Origin of the sequence: Nocardioides caldifontis (genome assembly GCF_008087345.1) — a bacterium.
Taxonomy (GTDB): Bacteria; Actinomycetota; Actinomycetes; order Propionibacteriales; family Nocardioidaceae; genus Marmoricola_A; species Marmoricola_A caldifontis.
In genome coordinates, this window is record NZ_VHIB01000001.1 from 1248268 (window position 1) to 1263591 (window position 15324).

Sequence of the window (15324 nt, forward strand, 5' to 3'; positions counted from 1 at the left end):
CTGCCCAGCACCTTGACGGGATGCATCAGGCCATCCGCCCCTTCCTGGACGACCAGTCCGGCGTCGTCACCCGCAAGCAGGCTCTCGCCGCGGGGCTCGCCCCTCACGACCTCGCCCGGCTCGTACGCCGCCGCGAGCTGGCGCCACTTCATCCCGGCGTCTTCGTCGACCACACCGGCCAGCCGACCTTCCTGCAGCGGGCCTGGGGCGGCGTGCTGCTCCTGGAGCCCGCGGCGCTGGCCGGCCACTCGGCGCTCCGTGCCTTCGAGGGGCCGGGGAGCGCCCGCGCGGCCCAGCCGGTCCAGGTGGTCGTCGCGTGGGAGCGGCGGGTCCGCCCACCGGCCGGGATCGAGGTCGCCCGGTGCCGTGCCTTCGAGGAACGCGTGCAGTGGAACCTCGGCCCTCCGCGGCTCCGCTACGAGGAGGCTGCGCTCGACGTCGCCGCCGAGGCCACGAGCGACCTGGCTGCGTTGGGCGAGCTCTCCCGGGTGATCCAGTCGCGGCGGACCACCGCGGCGAGACTCCAGGTCGCCGTCGAGCGCCGTACCCGCTACCCCCGTCGGAGGTGGATCATCGACGTGCTCGGCGACGTCGCGGCCGGCACCTGCTCGGTCCTGGAGCACGGCTACCTGCACCGGGTCGAGCGGCCGCACGGCCTGGCTCCGGCCCGACGGCAGGTGCGGGACCGGGTGGGGCCCGGTGTCGTCTACCGGGACGTGCTCTACGAGTGCGGGGTGGTCGGCGAGCTCGACGGCCGGCTGTTCCACGACACCACCGCGCAGCGGGACCGTGACTACGACCGGGACCTCGTCGTCGCCGGTGACGGTGGGCTCACCGTGCGGATGTCCTACGGCCAGGTCTTCGACCGTGCGTGCTGGACCGCGTTCCACATCGGCCGGGTGCTCGCCCGGGCGGGGTGGACGGGCACCTTCCGCCGGTGCGGGCCGACCTGCGGCGCTCCCGGATGATCGGGGAGCCTGTGGTGCACCTGGTGCGTCACGGGCTCCCCGGTCTCCCCGGTGCCCGCAAAATCCCATGGTGGCATGGGAATTTGCGCTCCCGGCGGGTCAGAGGACGGCGCGGGGCCGGTACTGGACGCTGATCCGGGGGCCACACGGGCGGGCCGACTTGGGGACGGCGTGCTCCCAGGTGCGCTGGCACGAGCCGCCCATCACCAGCAGGTCGCCGTGGCCGAGCGAGAACCCCAGGGTCCGGCCGGCGCCACCGCCGTTGGGCCGGAGCAGCAGCCGGCGGGCCTCGCCGAGGGAGAGGATCGCGACCATCGTGTCCTCGTTGCGGCCCCGGCCGATGCGGTCGCCGTGCCAGGCAACGCTGTCCCGGCCGTCTCGGTAGTAGCAGAGGCCGCTGGTGCGGAACCGTTCGCCGAGCTCGGGCTCGTAGTGGTCGCCCAGCTGCTCACGCCCTTCCTCGAGCAGCGGGTGGGGGAGCGTGTCGTGCTCGCCGTAGAACGAGAGCAGCCGGGGGACGTCGACCACGCGCTCGTACATCTGGCGGCGCTCGGCGCGCCAGGGCACCGTGTCGACGAGCTCGGCGAAGAGCTGGTCGGCGCCGGAGAGCCATCCGGGCAGGTGGTCGACCCACGCCCCGCGGGTCAGCGTGGTGCGCCGGACGTGCCCGGCCAACGGGCCGAAGGCCGGCCCGTCGTCGACGGCGGCCTCGAACAGCGACGGCTGGAGATCGAGCATGCCCACACGGTACGACGGTTCGAACACATGTTCTACCCCGACCCGGAAATCGGTCAGGGAGGGACCAGGGTCCCTTCAGGGAGCGTCGGGGGTGGAATCGGGTGGAGCTCTGTCGGAGGCGGAGGCTACGTTCGACGGAGTCCGGGTGGGTGCACGCTCGGGCGCGGGGGAGTGCCATCGAGCCGGAGGAGAACCGTGACCGAGCAGACCGCCCTCAGCCCCCAGACGACCGGGGTCGCCGCCCAGGTGCGCGGCCTGACGAAGGTCTACGGATCCGGACAGGCGGAGGTCCGGGCCCTCGACGGGGTGACCCTCGACTTCCACGAGCGGCAGTTCACCGCGGTCATGGGCCCCTCCGGGTCCGGGAAGTCGACGCTGATGCACTGCTGCGCCGCGCTCGACCGGGCCACCGACGGCACCGTCGTCGTGGGCGGCACCGACCTCGCGTCGCTCAAGGACAAGCAGCTGACGAGGCTCCGCCGCGACCGGATCGGCTTCGTCTTCCAGTCCTTCAACCTGGTCCCGACGCTGACGGCGCGGGAGAACATCCTGCTCCCGATGTCGATCGCGGGGCGCAAGCCCGACCAGGAGTGGTACGACCTGGTCATCGACACCGTCGGGCTCGCCGACCGGCTCGACCACCGTCCCAACGAGCTCTCCGGCGGGCAGCAGCAGCGGGTCGCGGTGGCGCGGGCGCTGGTGAGCCGGCCGTCGATCGTCTTCGCCGACGAGCCGACCGGCAACCTCGACAGCCGGTCCGGGGCCGAGGTGCTCTCGCTGCTCAAGCGCTCCGTCGACGAGTTCGGCCAGACGGTCGTGATGGTCACCCACGACCCGGTCGCCGCCGGCTACACCGACCGGGTCGTCTTCCTCGCCGACGGCAAGGTCGTCGACGAGCTCCGCCAGCCGACCGCCGAGAGCGTCCTCGAGCGGATGACGATGTTCGCCGCCCCGGCGGCCAACGAGGGCTGAGCGATGCTGAGGGTCACCTGGCGCAACCTGGTCGCCCGCAAGGTGCGGCTGCTGCTCAGCGCCTTCGCGATCGTGCTGGGCGTGGCGTTCGTCGCCGGCTCGCTGATCTTCACCGGCGCGATGGGCGGCGCCTTCGACGACATCATCGAGGGCTCGACCGCCGACGTCGAGATCGCCTACGAGGGCGCGAACACCTTCGAGTCGCAGGAGGACGCGCGGGTGATGCCGGCCTCCGTCGCCGACGAGCTCGAGCAGCTCCCGGAGGTGGGCTCGGTCCACCCGACCACCAACCTCATGTCGGTGTTCGTCATCGGCGAGGACGACAAGGTGGTGGGCGGCAACGGTGCCCCCGGGCTGGGGTTCAACCCCACCGACGCGACCGCGATCACCGGCAAGAAGATCATCACGGTCGCCGAGGGCGAGCTGCCCGACGGCCCCGACGAGGTCGCGCTCGACGAGGACACCGCGGAGAAGGCCGGCTACGAGGTCGGCGACACCGTCCCTCTGGTCACCCCCGGCTCGCCTCCCACGATGGAGGCCGAGCTGACCGGGATCGTCCAGTTCGGCGCCGGCGGGCTCAACGGCGCGACGCTGACCCTGATGGACCTCGAGTTCATGCAGGACCGGTTCTTCGGCGGCGAGGACGTCTACAACGCGATCTCGCTCAACGCCGCCGAGGGTGTCTCCCAGCAGGAGCTCGCCGACGCGGTCCAGCCGCTCCTGCCCGAGGGCGTCGTGGCGAAGACCGGTGACGAGTCGGTGGAGGAGAACCAGGCGACGATCGACGAGGTCATGGGGTTCCTCAACACGTTCCTGCTGGTGTTCGCCGCGGTGTCGCTGGTCGTCGGCACCTTCCTGATCATCAACACCTTCTCGATCCTGGTCGCCCAGCGGAGCCGTGAGCTCGCGCTGCTGCGGGCCCTCGGGGCGTCGCGGCGCCAGGTGAACCGCTCGGTCCTCCTCGAGGCCGTGGGCGTCGGGATCATCGGCTCGACGCTGGGGCTGGTCGGCGGCTACCTGCTCGCGCTGGGGCTCAAGGCCCTGTTCGGCACCTTCGGGCTCGACCTCGCCGGGGCGGAGTTCCCGGTGACCTGGACGACGATCGTGGTCTCCTACGCGGTCGGCATCCTCGTCACCGTCGTCGCCGCCTACCTCCCGGCCCGCCGGGCCGCCCGCGTCGCGCCGGTCCAGGCGCTCCGTGACGACGTCGCGATGCCGGAGGCCTCGCTGCGGGTGCGGATGCTCGTCGGGGCGCTGCTGGTCGCCGTCGGCGCCGCCAGCATCGCCGCGGGGCTGCTCGAGCTCGGCGGCGAGGTCCTCCTCCTGCTCGGGGGCGGGGCCCTGGCCGTGCTCATCGGTGCCGCGCTGCTGTCGCCGTTGGTCGGCCGGCCCGTGGTGCGCGCCTTCGGGGTGCTCTTCCGGCCGTTCGGCACCGTCGGCCAGCTCGCCACGGAGAACTCCCTGCGCAACCCCCGGCGCACCGCGGCCACCGCCAGCGCGTTGATGATCGGGCTGGCGCTGATGGCGATGATGTCGATCCTCGGCAGCTCGGCGTCGGCGAGCACCGACAAGGCGATCGAGGAGTCGCTGACCTCGGAGTACATCGTCAGCAACGCGGTCGGGCAGCCGTTCTCGCCCGACATCGCCCGGCAGATCGCGGAGCTCGACTCGGTCGACACCGTGGCCTCGTTGCGCTACGCCAACCCCGAGCTCGAGGGCGGCGGCAGCGCCTGGATGGGGGCGGTCGACCCGACCGCGTTCGCCTCGGTGATGCGGGTGCCGATGGAAGCCGGCTCGCTCGCCGAGCTCACCCGCGACAAGGCGCTCGTCTCCTCGCAGGTCGCCGAGGACCGGGACCTCGGGATCGGCGACACCGTCACGCTGAAGTTCCAGGGCGGCGACGTCGACGTCCAGATCGCCGGGATCACCGACGCCGGCGCGTCCCTGCCGGTGGAGTGGGTGGTCACCCAGGAGACCCTCGAGAAGGGCGGGCTCAAGCCCCTCGACTCGATGGTGTTCGTGACCAAGGCCGAGGGCGCGACCACCGCGGAGCTCCGCGAGGGCGTCGACGCCATCACCGAGTCGCTGCCCACCGTGACCCTGAAGGACCCGCAGGAGTTCGCCGACGAGCAGAAGGGGCAGATCAACCAGTTCCTCTACCTGATCTACGGGCTGCTGGCCCTCTCGGTGCTCATCGCGCTCCTCGGGGTGGTCAACACGCTGGCGCTCTCGGTGATCGAGCGGACCCGCGAGGTAGGGCTGCTCCGGGCCATCGGGGTCAGCCGGACGCAGCTGCGCACCATGATCCGGCTCGAGTCGATGGTGATCGCGGTGTTCGGCGCCCTGCTCGGGGTGCTCATCGGGGTGGTCTTCGGCGTCTCGCTGATCTCCACCCTCGAGGACGAGGGGCTCACCGAGCTCGTCGTCCCGTGGGCCGCACTGGTCGCGTTCGTGGTCGGGGCCGCGGTGCTGGGGGTGCTCGCGGCCGTCTTCCCCGCCCGCCGGGCCGCCCGGCTCGACGTGCTGCGCGCCATCACCGCCGAGTAGCCCGGACGGGCCACCGCCCGCCCTGGCCCGGTCAGGGGGTGACGGAGGGCCTGTGCAGGACGGGACGTACGGCGCCCACCTGGCGCGAAGCGCCCATGTATGACGGTCTTCGATCGGTCTAAGGTGACCGGTCATAGGGGGACCACGGACAGGGGACACGCGATGGGTGAGGCCGCCGTAGGAGCGCGTCCGAGATCGCGCGGTGTGCACAAGCACGTGCAGGTGCGTGAGTACGTCCGCGAGCTGATCGGAGGCGCCGAGCCGGGCACGCCTGCGCCCTCCGAGCGTGAGCTGGTCCAGCAGTTCGGCGTCGCCCGGATGACCGTCCGCCAGGCCCTCGACGCGCTCGTCGCCGAGGGGCTCCTCGAGCGCATCCCGGGGCGGGGCACGTTCGTCGCCCACCACCGGGTCGACCAGGTCCCGCGGCTCCAAGGGTTCACCGAGGAGATGGGCCGCCGGGGGATGACCCCCACCTCCCGCACCCTGCTGGCCCGGCTCGAGGCGGCCGGCCCCGGCGTGGCGCGCGCCCTCGACATCAACCTCGGCGAGCCGGTCGTGCACTGGCAGCGGCTCCGGTTCGCCGACAGCGCCCCGATGTGCGTGCAGGACGTCTACTGCGCCTCCGAGCTGGTCCCCGGGCTGCTCGAGGCGCTCCCGGAGTCGCTCTACGCCGAGCTGGAGAGACGCGACCTCGAGCCGACCTGGGGCGAGGACTCCGTCGACGCGGGGGTCGCCGGCGAGCAGGAGGCGAAGCTCCTCGGGGTGGCTGTCGGCCACCCCGTGCTGCGGGTGGCGCGCCGGACCTTCAGCGACAAGCGGCCGGTGGAGGTGTCCCGGTCCACCTACCGCGCCGACCGGTTCACGATGTGGGTGCCGCTGACCCGGATCCCGCAGCCGCGCGCGTGACCGCCCGCGTGGTGGCGCCGTGACCGCGGCGGGGCTGCTGCTCGCCGCCGGGGCGGGCCGCCGGATGGGCCGTCCCAAGGCGCTGCTCACCGACGAGGACGGTCGACCGCTGGCCGGCACCGTGGTCGAGCGGCTGAGGGAGGCCGGGTGCGCCTCCGTCACGGTGGTGGTCGGCGCGGCTGCCGAGGAGGCCACCGCGCTGCTCCGCGCGTACGACGTGGAGGTGGTGGTCGCCCAGGACTGGGCGACCGGGATGGGCGCCTCCATGCGCCGGGGGCTCGAGGCGCTGGCGGGCTCGCGGGCGACCGCGGCTCTGGTCACCCTCGTCGACCTGCCCGACGTCGGCGCACCGGTGATGGCTCGGGTGCTCGGGGAGTGGCGTGCCGCGGGGAGCCGCGAGTCCGCCCTGCTCCGCGCGACGTACGCCGGACGGCCGGGCCACCCGGTCCTCATCGGGCGCACGCACTGGCCGGCCCTCCGGGAGACGCTTGAGGGCGACGCGGGGGCGCGCCGCTACCTCGCCGACCACGCCGGCGAGGTGGTGGCGGTGCCCTGCGACGACCTGGCCACCGGCGAGGACGTCGACCGGCCCGAGCAGCTGCGGCGACCGGTTCCACCGGATCCGGCCTAGCCTGGTCGCGTGACCGCCTCACCGCAGGAGCTCGCCGCCTCCCTCGCCCGCACCGGCTACCTGTGCGACGACGCCCTCGCCACGGTCGCCTTCCTGGCGCTCGAGCTCGACCGGCCGCTGCTCCTGGAGGGCGAGCCGGGGACCGGCAAGACCGCGCTCGCCGAGGCGCTGGCGGAGGCGCTGGGGCTGCCGTTGGTGAGGCTCCAGTGCTACGAGGGGATCGACGCCTCGCAGGCGCTCTACGACTGGGACTTCCCGCGCCAGATCCTCCACCTCCGGGCCGTCGAGTCGGTGGCCGGCGACAGCGACCTGGAGGAGGTCGAGCAGGGGCTGTTCTCCGAGCGGTTCCTGCTCGCGCGTCCGGTGCTGCGGGCGCTGCGGGAGAGCCCGGCGGTGCTGCTGGTCGACGAGATCGACCGCGCCGACGACGAGTTCGAGGCGTTCCTGCTCGAGGTGCTCTCCACCCACCAGGTCTCGGTCCCGGAGCTGGGGACGGTCGTGGCGGAGACGCCGCCGCTGGTGGTGCTCACCTCGAACCGCACCCGCGAGCTCCACGACGCGCTGAAGCGGCGGTGCCTGTACCACTGGATCGACCACCCCTCCCTCGAGCGGGAGCTGGCGATCCTCCGGGCGCGCGCACCCGAGGTGCCCGAGCGGCTCGCCCACCAGGTCGCCGCGCTGGTCCACCGGCTGCGCGACGCCGACCTGGTCAAGGAGCCCGGCGTCGCCGAGACGCTCGACTGGGCGCGGGCCCTGCACCGGCTCGGCGCCCGCGAGCTCGACGTCGAGTCCGCGGCCCGCACCCTGGGCGCGGCGGTCAAGCACCGCGAGGACGTCGAGCGGGTACGGGCCGCCCTCGACCGGCTGCTGGCGGGCTGAGATGGCCAGGACCGCCCCCGCCGCCGACGAGCTGCTCCTCGGGTTCACCCGCGCGCTGCGGGCGGCCGGGCTCGCGGTGACCGCCGACCGCGCCCGCGCGTACGCCGACGCGGTGGCCGTCGTGGGGCTCGACGACCGCCGGGCGACGTACTGGGCCGGGCGCGCCACGCTCTGCCGCGGCCCCGACGACTTCGCCCCCTACGACCGGGTGTTCTGCGCCTGGTTCGAGGAGGCCGAGCCGCCGCTGACCGAGCGGCGGCAGCAGCCGCCGCAGCACGTCCTCCAGGCACCGCTCGACGACGACGGCGGCGCGGGTGGGGGCGACGGTGAGGACGACGCGCTGCACGCGGTGGCCAGCGACGTGGAGGTGCTCCGCCACCGCGACGTGGCCCAGCTCGACGCCGCCGAACGGGCCCGGCTGGCGCGGATGTTCGCCTCGCTCCGGCCCACCACGCCGACCCGCACGTCGTACCGCCGCCGCCCGGCGAACCGCGGCAGCGTCGACCCGCACGCCACCCTGCGCCGCAGCCTGGCCCAGCTCGGCGAGCCGGTCGAGATCCGGTTCCGCCGCCGCTCGACGCGGCCGCGGCGCACGGTGCTGCTGATCGACGTGTCCGGCTCGATGAGCTCGTACGCCGACGCGCTGCTCCGGCTCGGCCACCGGATCGTGACCGCGGAGCCGGCGAGGACCGAGGTGTTCACCGTCGGAACCCGGGTGACCCGGCTGACCGAGGCGCTGCGCCACCGCGACCCCGAGCGGGCGCTGATGGCGGCGGGTGCGACCGTGCCGGACTGGTCCGGCGGGACGCGGCTCGGCGAGGCGCTGAAGGTGTTCCTCGACCGCTGGGGTCAGCGCGGGATGGCGCGCGGTGCGGTCGTGGTGCTGATGAGCGACGGCTGGGAGCGCGGCGACGCGGCGCTGCTGGGCGAGCAGATGGCGCGGCTGCGCCGGCTCGCGCACAAGGTGGTGTGGGCGAACCCGCACAAGGGCATCGCCGGCTACCAGCCGGTGCAGGTGGGGATGGCGGCCGCGTTGCCGCACGTCGACGAGTTCGTGGCGGGCCACTCGATGGCCGCGTTCGAGCAGCTGGTGAGGGTGATCGGTGATGCGTGAGGTGCTGGAGCCGTTGGTGCGGTGGTGGCGGGCCGGTGAGCCCGTGGGGATGGGGACCGTGGTCGCGACCTTCCGGTCCGCGCCGCGGCCGCCGGGGGCGTCGATGCTCGTCGGCCCTGACGGCTCCGCGGTGGGGTCGGTGTCGGGCGGCTGCGTCGAGGGCGCGGTCTACGAGCTGGCGCAGGAGGTGGTCGCCGACGGGCGGCCGCGGCTGCACCGCTACGGCGTCAGCGACGACACGGCGTTCGAGGTCGGGCTGACCTGCGGCGGGATCCTCGACGTGTACGTCGAGCGGGTCGACCCGACGACGTTCCCCGAGCTCGGCGCGATCGCCGAGGACCTGGAGAACGACCGCCCGGTGGCCGTCGTGACCGTCGTCGACCACCCGGACGCCGCGATGGTCGGGCGCCGGATGGTGCTGCGCCCCGGGGAGCAGGCCGTCGGGTCGCTGGGCAGCGAGCGGGTCGACGCCGCGGTCTGCGACGACGCGTTCGGGATGCTCGCGGCCGGCCACAGCGGGGTGCTCACCTACGGCCCCGAGGGCGAGCGGCGCGGCGAGGGGATGCGGGTCTTCGTGTGGGGGTTCGCGCCGCCGCCGCGGATGATCGTCTTCGGCGCGATCGACTTCGCCGCCGCGGTGTCCCGGCTCGGCGGGTTCCTCGGCTACAACGTGACCGTCTGCGACGCGCGCCCGGTGTTCGCGACCGCGAGCCGGTTCCCGTCCGCGGACGAGGTGGTCGTCGAGTGGCCGCACCGCTACCTGCAGGCCGAGGCCGAGGCGGGGCGCATCGACGGGCGCACGGTGCTGTGCGTGCTGACCCACGACCCGAAGTTCGACGTGCCGCTGCTCGAGGTGGCGCTCCGCCTCCCGGAGGTCGCCTACGTCGGGGCGATGGGGTCCCGGCGCACGCACGACGACCGGATGGCCCGACTCCGCGAGGCCGGGCTGACCGACGCCGAGCTCGCCCGGCTGTCGTCGCCGATCGGGCTCGACCTCGGGGCCCGGACGCCGGAGGAGACCGCGGTCAGCATCGCCGCCGAGATCGTCGCCACCCGGTGGGGCGGGAGCGGCGAGCGGCTGGCCGCACGGGACGGCCGGATCCACCACGAGGTGGAGGTGCCGGCCGGGCTGCCGGTCGAGTCCCTGTGAGCGGGCGTCCGTGACCATCCACGCCGAGCACCCGTTCCGCAACCCCGAGGACGACCCGGTGCGCCAGCTCCGCGGCCGGCTCGGAGGTGCGGTCACCCTGCTGACCAGCGGCGCGGAGCACGAACGGGCCGGGCTGACGGTCACGAGCCTGGTGGTCGCGGCCGGCGAGCCGGCGTACGTCCTGGCGCTGGTCGACCCCGACTCGGACCTCGCCGATGCCGTCGAGGAGACCGGGCGCGCGGTGCTGCAGCTGCTCTCCTGGCAGCACCGCGACCTGGCCGAGGTCTTCGCCGGGCTCGCCCCGGCGCCGGGCGGCGCGTTCCGGCATGCGCCGTTCGAGGAGACGGCGTGGGGGCCACGGCTCGCGACCGCGACGACCTGGGCGGGGCTGGTGCTGGAGGACGCGCGCGAGGTCGGCTGGTCGCGCGAGGTGAGGCTCAGGCTCGACCACGTCGAGGTCGGCGCGGACGACGACCCGCTGTTCCACCGGAGGGGCCGCTACCGGCGGGCGCCGGGAGCCGGGTGAGGCTCCCCTAAGAGTCGAGTGACCCTTGTCACGCCAACCTTCTCAGGCCAGGATCGGCATCCCGGTCCCGATCCCCAGGAGGTCTGCATGGCACGGATCAGCGTCAAGGTCGACGGGGCGTCGTACTCCGACGACGTCGAACCGCGGATGCTCCTGGTCCACTACCTCCGCGAACGGCTGGGCAAGGTCGGCACGGTCGTCGGCTGCGACACCAGCAACTGCGGCGCCTGCACCGTCCACCTCGACGGCCGCAGCGTGAAGTCCTGCAACGTCCTCGCCGTCCAGGCCGACGGCCACGAGGTGACCACGATCGAGGGGATCTCCTCCGGCGAGGAGCTCCACCCGGTGCAGGAGGCGTTCCGCGAGTGCCACGCGCTCCAGTGCGGCTACTGCACGCCCGGGATGATCATGCAGGCGATCGACCTGCTCAACGAGAACCCGAGCCCGAGCGAGGAGGGCATCCGCCACGGGCTCGAGGGGAACCTCTGCCGGTGCACCGGCTACCACAACATCGTCAAGGCCGTGCAGAAGGCGGCCGGGAGCGACCTCGAGGGGGCCCAGCAGTGACCGTGACCGAGCCGACCACCGAGAAGCGCGAGATCGGCGCCGCCCGGCGGCGCAAGGAGGACCAGCGGCTCATCACCGGTCGCACCCGCTGGACCGACAACATCCAGCTCCCCGGGATGCTCCACGTCGCGATGGTGCGCAGCCCGTTCGCGCACGCCCGCATCGTCGCGATCGACACCGCCGAGGCCGAGCAGGCGCCCAACGTCGTCGCCGTCCTCACCGGCGCCCAGGTCGCCGGCGAGCAGGGCGGGCTGATCACCGCGTGGCCGGTGACCCCCGACCAGAAGACCCCCGACCACCCGCCGATCGCCGTCGACCGGGTGACCTTCGCCGGCGAGGTCGTCGCGGTCGTGGTCGCCCGCTCCGCCGCCGAGGCGCGGGACGCGGCCGAGCTCGTCGACGTGGAGTACGACGAGCTCCCGGCCGTCCTGACCCTCGAGGAGGCCGAGCAGGACACCGTCCACGCCCACCCGGACCTCGGCACCAACAAGTCCGCCACCTGGGTGCTCGACTCGGCCCAGCAGGGCAGCGGCGGGGACGTCGACGAGGCGATCGAGGAGGCCCGCCGCAACGGCGTCGTCATCGAGCGGGAGTACCGCCAGCAGCGGCTGATCCCGGCCTTCATGGAGCCCCGCTCCTTCGTCTGCGACCCGACCGGCGAGCAGATCACGCTCTGGTCGGCCACGCAGGTCCCGCACATCGTGCGGTTCGCGCTCGCCGCGACGACCGGGGTGCCGGAGTCGAAGATCCGGGTCATCGCGCCCGACGTCGGCGGTGGCTTCGGCGGCAAGCTGCAGATCACGCCGGAGGAGTGGATCGTGTTCCTCGCCGCGCGGCGGCTCGGCCGGCCGGTGAAGTACACCGAGACCCGCTCGGAGTCGCTGGTCTCCGGCCACCACGGCCGCGACCAGGTGCAGCGGCTGACCTTGGCAGCCACCAAGGACGGACGGGTCACCGGGCTCAAGGTCGAGCTGCTCGCCGACCTCGGCTCCTACGCGGCGCTCGTCGGTGGCGGCGTGCCGGTGCTCGGCGCGTGGATGTTCAACTCGATCTACAAGTTCGACTCCTACCGGTTCACCACCCACAACTACTACACGAACAAGACCTGGGTGGACGCCTACCGGGGGGCCGGCCGACCGGAGGCGACGTACGCCATCGAGCGGCTGATGACGGAGCTCGCCGCCGAGCTCGACGTCGACCCGATCGAGATCCGGGAGAAGAACTGGATCAAGCACGAGGAGTTCCCGTTCACCACGGTGGCCGGGATGACCTACGACTCGGGCAACTACGAGGCCGCCACCGCGAAGGCCATGGAGCTCTTCGGCTACGACGAGCTGCGCGAGGAGCAGCGCCGGCGGCGCGAGAGCAACGACGCGGTGCAGCTCGGGATCGGCGTCTCGACGTTCACCGAGATGTGCGGCCTCGCGCCGTCGCGGATCCTCGGCCAGCTCAACTACGCCGCGGGTGGCTGGGAGCACGCCGACATCCGGATGCTGGCCACCGGGAAGGTCGAGGTGATCACCGGGACCTCGCCGCACGGACAGGGCCACGAGACGGCGTGGTCGCAGATCGTGGCCGACAAGCTGGGCGTGCCGTTCGAGGACGTCGAGGTGCTCCACGGCGACACCCAGATCTCCCACCGTGGCATGGACACCTACGGCTCGCGGTCGCTGGTCGTCGGCGCCGAGGCGGTCGTCCGTGCGGCGGACAAGGTGATCGAGAAGGCGAAGAAGATCGCCGCCCACATGCTCGAGGCCTCCGAGGACGACCTGGAGTTCCGCTCCGGCCGGCTCGAGGTCCGCGGCACCGACAAGGGGCTGACGATCCAGGAGGTCGCGATGGCGGCCTTCCACGCCCACGACCTGCCCGACGGTGCCGAGCCGTCGATCGACGGGTCGGCTACTTACGACCCTGACAATTTCTCCTTCCCGCACGGCACCCACCTGTGCGCGATGGAGGTCGACACCGAGACCGGCGCGACGACGATGCGGAAGTACGTCTGCGTCGACGACATCGGCGAGATCATCAACCCGATGATCGTCGAGGGTCAGGTCCACGGCGGCCTGGTGCAGGGCATCGCGCAGGCGCTCTGGGAGGAGGCGGTGTACGACGACTCCGGGACCCTCGTGACCGCGTCGTTCGTCGACTACACGCTCCCGACGGCGGCCGACACGATCAGCTTCCAGACCGACCACACGACCACCCCGGCGACGTACACCTCGCTCGGGACGAAGGGGGTCGGCGAGGCCGGCACCATCGCCTCGACGCCGGCGGTGGTCAACGCCATCGTCGACGCGGTGCGCCACCTCGGGGTCGACGACATCGTGATGCCGTGCACGCCGGAGCGGGTCTACAAGGCGATCCGGGCCGGCGCGGGCACCGGGGACGCGACGGCACGCGACGCGAGCGCGCTCGGCGGGGACGCCCCGCGCGACGCGTCCGGCCAGGCGCACTTCTCGCCCGGTGCGGAGGAGAACGCCGACCCAGGCAGCACCGGCTCGGAAGGAGGCCAGCAGTGATTCCCGCTCAGTTCGACTACGCGGCGCCGGCGACCGTCGAGGAGGCGCTCTCCGCGCTCGCGTCGGCCGGTGACGACGCCAAGGTGATCGCTGGCGGGCAGAGCCTGCTGCCGGTGCTGAGGATGCGGCTCAACGCGCCGAGCCTCGTCGTGGACCTGTCGAAGATCGAGTCGCTGCGCGGGGTGCGCGACGACGGGGACGCGCTGGTGATCGGGGCGATGACGACCTACCAGTCGATCCTCGACGACGCCTCCGTGCACGAGCACCTGCTGCTGCTGGTGAAGGCGGTCGAGACGATCGCCGACCCGCAGATCCGCCACCGCGGCACGCTCGGCGGGGCGCTGGCGCACGCCGACCCGGCCGGCGACGTCGGGGCGACGGCGCTCGCGCTCGGCGCGCAGTTCGAGATCACCGGGTCGTCGGGGTCGCGGACCGTCCCGGCGGACGAGTTCTTCCAGGGGCTCTTCGAGACCGCGGTCGGCGAGGACGAGCTGCTCACCTCGATCCGGTTCCCGAAGCACACCGGTTGGGGCGCGCACTACGAGAAGTTCGTGCGGGTCTCCCACCAGTGGTCGATCGTCGCCGTCGCGGCGACCGTCAAGGCCGAGGGCGGGACGATCCAGGAGGCCAGGATCGGGCTCACCAACATGGGCGACCGTCCGCTCCGCGCCACGTCGGTCGAGAAGGCGCTGGTCGGGCAGCAGGCCACCGAGGACGCCGTACGCACGGCCGCGGCGTCCGCCGCCGAGGGCACCGACCCGCCGAGCGACCTCAACGGCGACGCGGAGTACCGCCGCAGCATCGTTCCCGTCCTCACCCGTCGCGCGGTCTTGGCCGCCGCGGGAGGATGACGGGATGGAGCTCACCCACTCGTTCACCGTCCCCGTCGACAAGGCGACCGCCTGGGCCACCTTCCAGGACATCGGTTCCGTGGCCGAGTGCTTCCCCGGCGCGACCGTCACGTCGGTCGAGGAGGACTCGTTCAAGGGCACGGTGAAGGTGAAGCTCGGGCCGATCGCGCTGCAGTACTCCGGCCAGGGCACCTTCATCGAGCGCGACGAGGACGCCGGCCGGATGGTGCTCGACGCCAAGGGCAAGGACAAGCGGGGCAACGGCACCGCCGGGGCGAAGGTGACCGCGACGTTCGTCCCGGAGGGCGACTCGTCCACGCGGGTGGAGGTCGTCACCGACCTGCAGGTCACGGGGAAGCCGGCGCAGTTCGGTCGTGGGGTCATGCAGGACGTCTCCGACAAGCTGCTGGGCCAGTTCGTCGACTGCCTTGAGTCGAAGGTGGGTGGCTCCTCCTCGGACGTCACGGCCGAGGCGGCCGCAGCGGTCGGTGGTTCCGGATCCGTCGAGCCGCCCCTCGTGGCGGACCCGCCGTCGTCCGGTGAGCCGCCCCTCGCGGCGGACCCGCCGGTGCTGGAGGAGCCGGAGGTCGCCTCGGCGACCCCGCCGCCGACGGCAGGCGGCGCGGGCTCTCGCTCGTCGGTCACCTCGGGTGCCGCGGCAGGTGCGGCCGGGGCCCGGTCGTCGTCTCCCCCGGACGCTGCGCGTTCGTCGGACGACGCGATCGACCTCGGTGCGACGGTCTTGCCGGTCCTGCTCCGGAGCTACGGCAAGCCGGTCGGGCTGGCGGCCCTCGGGCTGCTGGTCCTGGTCTGGCTGCTCCGCCGCCGCCGTTCCTGAGTCCTTTCCCCGCCGAGCCGTCGCATCTTCACGCGATTCCGGTGCCGAGTCGTCGCATCTTCACGCGGTGAGGGGCGCCGCCGGCGCTTCCTGCCCGAGTGAGGCGCCGAGCCGGCGC

14 protein-coding genes are annotated in these 15324 nt (G+C 73.2%); 13 read left to right on the forward strand and 1 reads right to left on the reverse strand.

Going from position 1 to position 15324, the window contains the following annotated elements:
• The first annotated feature begins 20 nt into the window (after positions 1 to 20).
• Positions 21 to 968, forward strand: coding sequence for a type IV toxin-antitoxin system AbiEi family antitoxin domain-containing protein (locus FIP57_RS14170; protein ID WP_148574068.1), 948 nt, complete (start codon positions 21 to 23; stop codon positions 966 to 968).
• Positions 969 to 1067: 99 nt separating this feature from the next.
• On the opposite strand, the gene FIP57_RS14175 is transcribed toward FIP57_RS14170, so the two are convergent.
• Entirely contained in the window at positions 1068 to 1706 is a 639-nt protein-coding gene (locus tag FIP57_RS14175; protein ID WP_148574069.1) for an alpha-ketoglutarate-dependent dioxygenase AlkB, read from the reverse strand.
• 195 nt (positions 1707 to 1901) lie between these two features.
• Here FIP57_RS14175 and FIP57_RS14180 point away from each other — a divergent pair, with 195 nt between their 5' ends.
• The 12 genes from FIP57_RS14180 (at position 1902) to FIP57_RS14235 (ending at position 15206) form a co-directional block, all read left to right on the forward strand.
• Complete coding sequence (locus tag FIP57_RS14180) at positions 1902 to 2678, forward strand: ABC transporter ATP-binding protein (RefSeq protein ID WP_203231222.1); 777 nt, start codon at positions 1902 to 1904, stop codon at positions 2676 to 2678.
• A gap of 3 nt (positions 2679 to 2681) precedes the next feature.
• Complete coding sequence (locus FIP57_RS14185; RefSeq protein WP_148574071.1) at positions 2682 to 5225, forward strand: ABC transporter permease; 2544 nt, start codon at positions 2682 to 2684, stop codon at positions 5223 to 5225.
• Between the two features lie 204 nt (positions 5226 to 5429).
• A complete protein-coding gene (locus FIP57_RS14190; RefSeq protein ID WP_238993460.1) occupies positions 5430 to 6131 on the forward strand; it encodes a GntR family transcriptional regulator in 702 nt (233 codons plus the stop codon).
• Positions 6132 to 6150: 19 nt separating this feature from the next.
• Positions 6151 to 6762, forward strand: coding sequence for a nucleotidyltransferase family protein (locus FIP57_RS14195; protein ID WP_148574073.1), 612 nt, complete (start codon positions 6151 to 6153; stop codon positions 6760 to 6762).
• A 9-nt stretch (positions 6763 to 6771) separates the two neighbouring features.
• Positions 6772 to 7641: an AAA family ATPase gene (locus tag FIP57_RS14200; protein WP_148574074.1), complete on the forward strand. Its 870-nt coding sequence runs from the start codon at positions 6772 to 6774 to the stop codon at positions 7639 to 7641.
• Position 7642: 1 nt separating this feature from the next.
• Positions 7643 to 8755, forward strand: coding sequence for a vWA domain-containing protein (locus tag FIP57_RS14205; protein WP_148574075.1), 1113 nt, complete (start codon positions 7643 to 7645; stop codon positions 8753 to 8755).
• Positions 8748 to 9905: an XdhC family protein gene (locus FIP57_RS14210; protein WP_148574076.1), complete on the forward strand. Its 1158-nt coding sequence runs from the start codon at positions 8748 to 8750 to the stop codon at positions 9903 to 9905. The genes FIP57_RS14205 and FIP57_RS14210 overlap by 8 nt, the downstream gene beginning before the upstream one ends.
• A 10-nt stretch (positions 9906 to 9915) precedes the next feature.
• A complete protein-coding gene (locus tag FIP57_RS14215; RefSeq protein ID WP_148574077.1) occupies positions 9916 to 10431 on the forward strand; it encodes a flavin reductase family protein in 516 nt (171 codons plus the stop codon).
• 87 nt (positions 10432 to 10518) lie between these two features.
• Positions 10519 to 10998 carry a (2Fe-2S)-binding protein gene (locus FIP57_RS14220; RefSeq protein ID WP_148574078.1) on the forward strand — a complete coding sequence of 160 codons (480 nt, stop codon included), beginning with the start codon at positions 10519 to 10521 and terminating at the stop codon, positions 10996 to 10998.
• A gap of 2 nt (positions 10999 to 11000) precedes the next feature.
• Positions 11001 to 13517 carry a xanthine dehydrogenase family protein molybdopterin-binding subunit gene (locus tag FIP57_RS14225; protein WP_238993461.1) on the forward strand — a complete coding sequence of 839 codons (2517 nt, stop codon included), beginning with the start codon at positions 11001 to 11003 and terminating at the stop codon, positions 13515 to 13517.
• The gene (locus FIP57_RS14230; RefSeq protein ID WP_148574080.1) at positions 13514 to 14368 is read left to right on the forward strand and encodes an FAD binding domain-containing protein; all 855 of its coding nucleotides are present in this window, start codon (positions 13514 to 13516) and stop codon (positions 14366 to 14368) included. Before FIP57_RS14225 ends, FIP57_RS14230 begins: the two co-directional genes overlap by 4 nt.
• Positions 14369 to 14372: 4 nt before the next feature.
• Complete coding sequence (locus tag FIP57_RS14235; RefSeq protein WP_148574081.1) at positions 14373 to 15206, forward strand: SRPBCC family protein; 834 nt, start codon at positions 14373 to 14375, stop codon at positions 15204 to 15206.
• The last annotated feature ends 118 nt before the right edge of the window (positions 15207 to 15324 follow it).

Excerpts from the sequence above, each read along its gene's own strand:
- FIP57_RS14235 (WP_148574081.1), top strand. The coding sequence starts at position 14,373 with ATGGAGCTCACCCACTCGTTCACCGTCCCCGTCGACAAGGCGACCGCC.
- FIP57_RS14210 (WP_148574076.1), top strand. The coding sequence starts at position 8,748 with ATGCGTGAGGTGCTGGAGCCGTTGGTGCGGTGGTGGCGGGCCGGTGAG.
- FIP57_RS14220 (WP_148574078.1), top strand. The coding sequence starts at position 10,519 with ATGGCACGGATCAGCGTCAAGGTCGACGGGGCGTCGTACTCCGACGAC.
- FIP57_RS14175 (WP_148574069.1), bottom strand. The coding sequence starts at position 1,706 with ATGCTCGATCTCCAGCCGTCGCTGTTCGAGGCCGCCGTCGACGACGGG.
- FIP57_RS14205 (WP_148574075.1), top strand. The coding sequence starts at position 7,643 with ATGGCCAGGACCGCCCCCGCCGCCGACGAGCTGCTCCTCGGGTTCACC.
- FIP57_RS14185 (WP_148574071.1), top strand. The coding sequence starts at position 2,682 with ATGCTGAGGGTCACCTGGCGCAACCTGGTCGCCCGCAAGGTGCGGCTG.
- FIP57_RS14170 (WP_148574068.1), top strand. The coding sequence starts at position 21 with ATGCATCAGGCCATCCGCCCCTTCCTGGACGACCAGTCCGGCGTCGTC.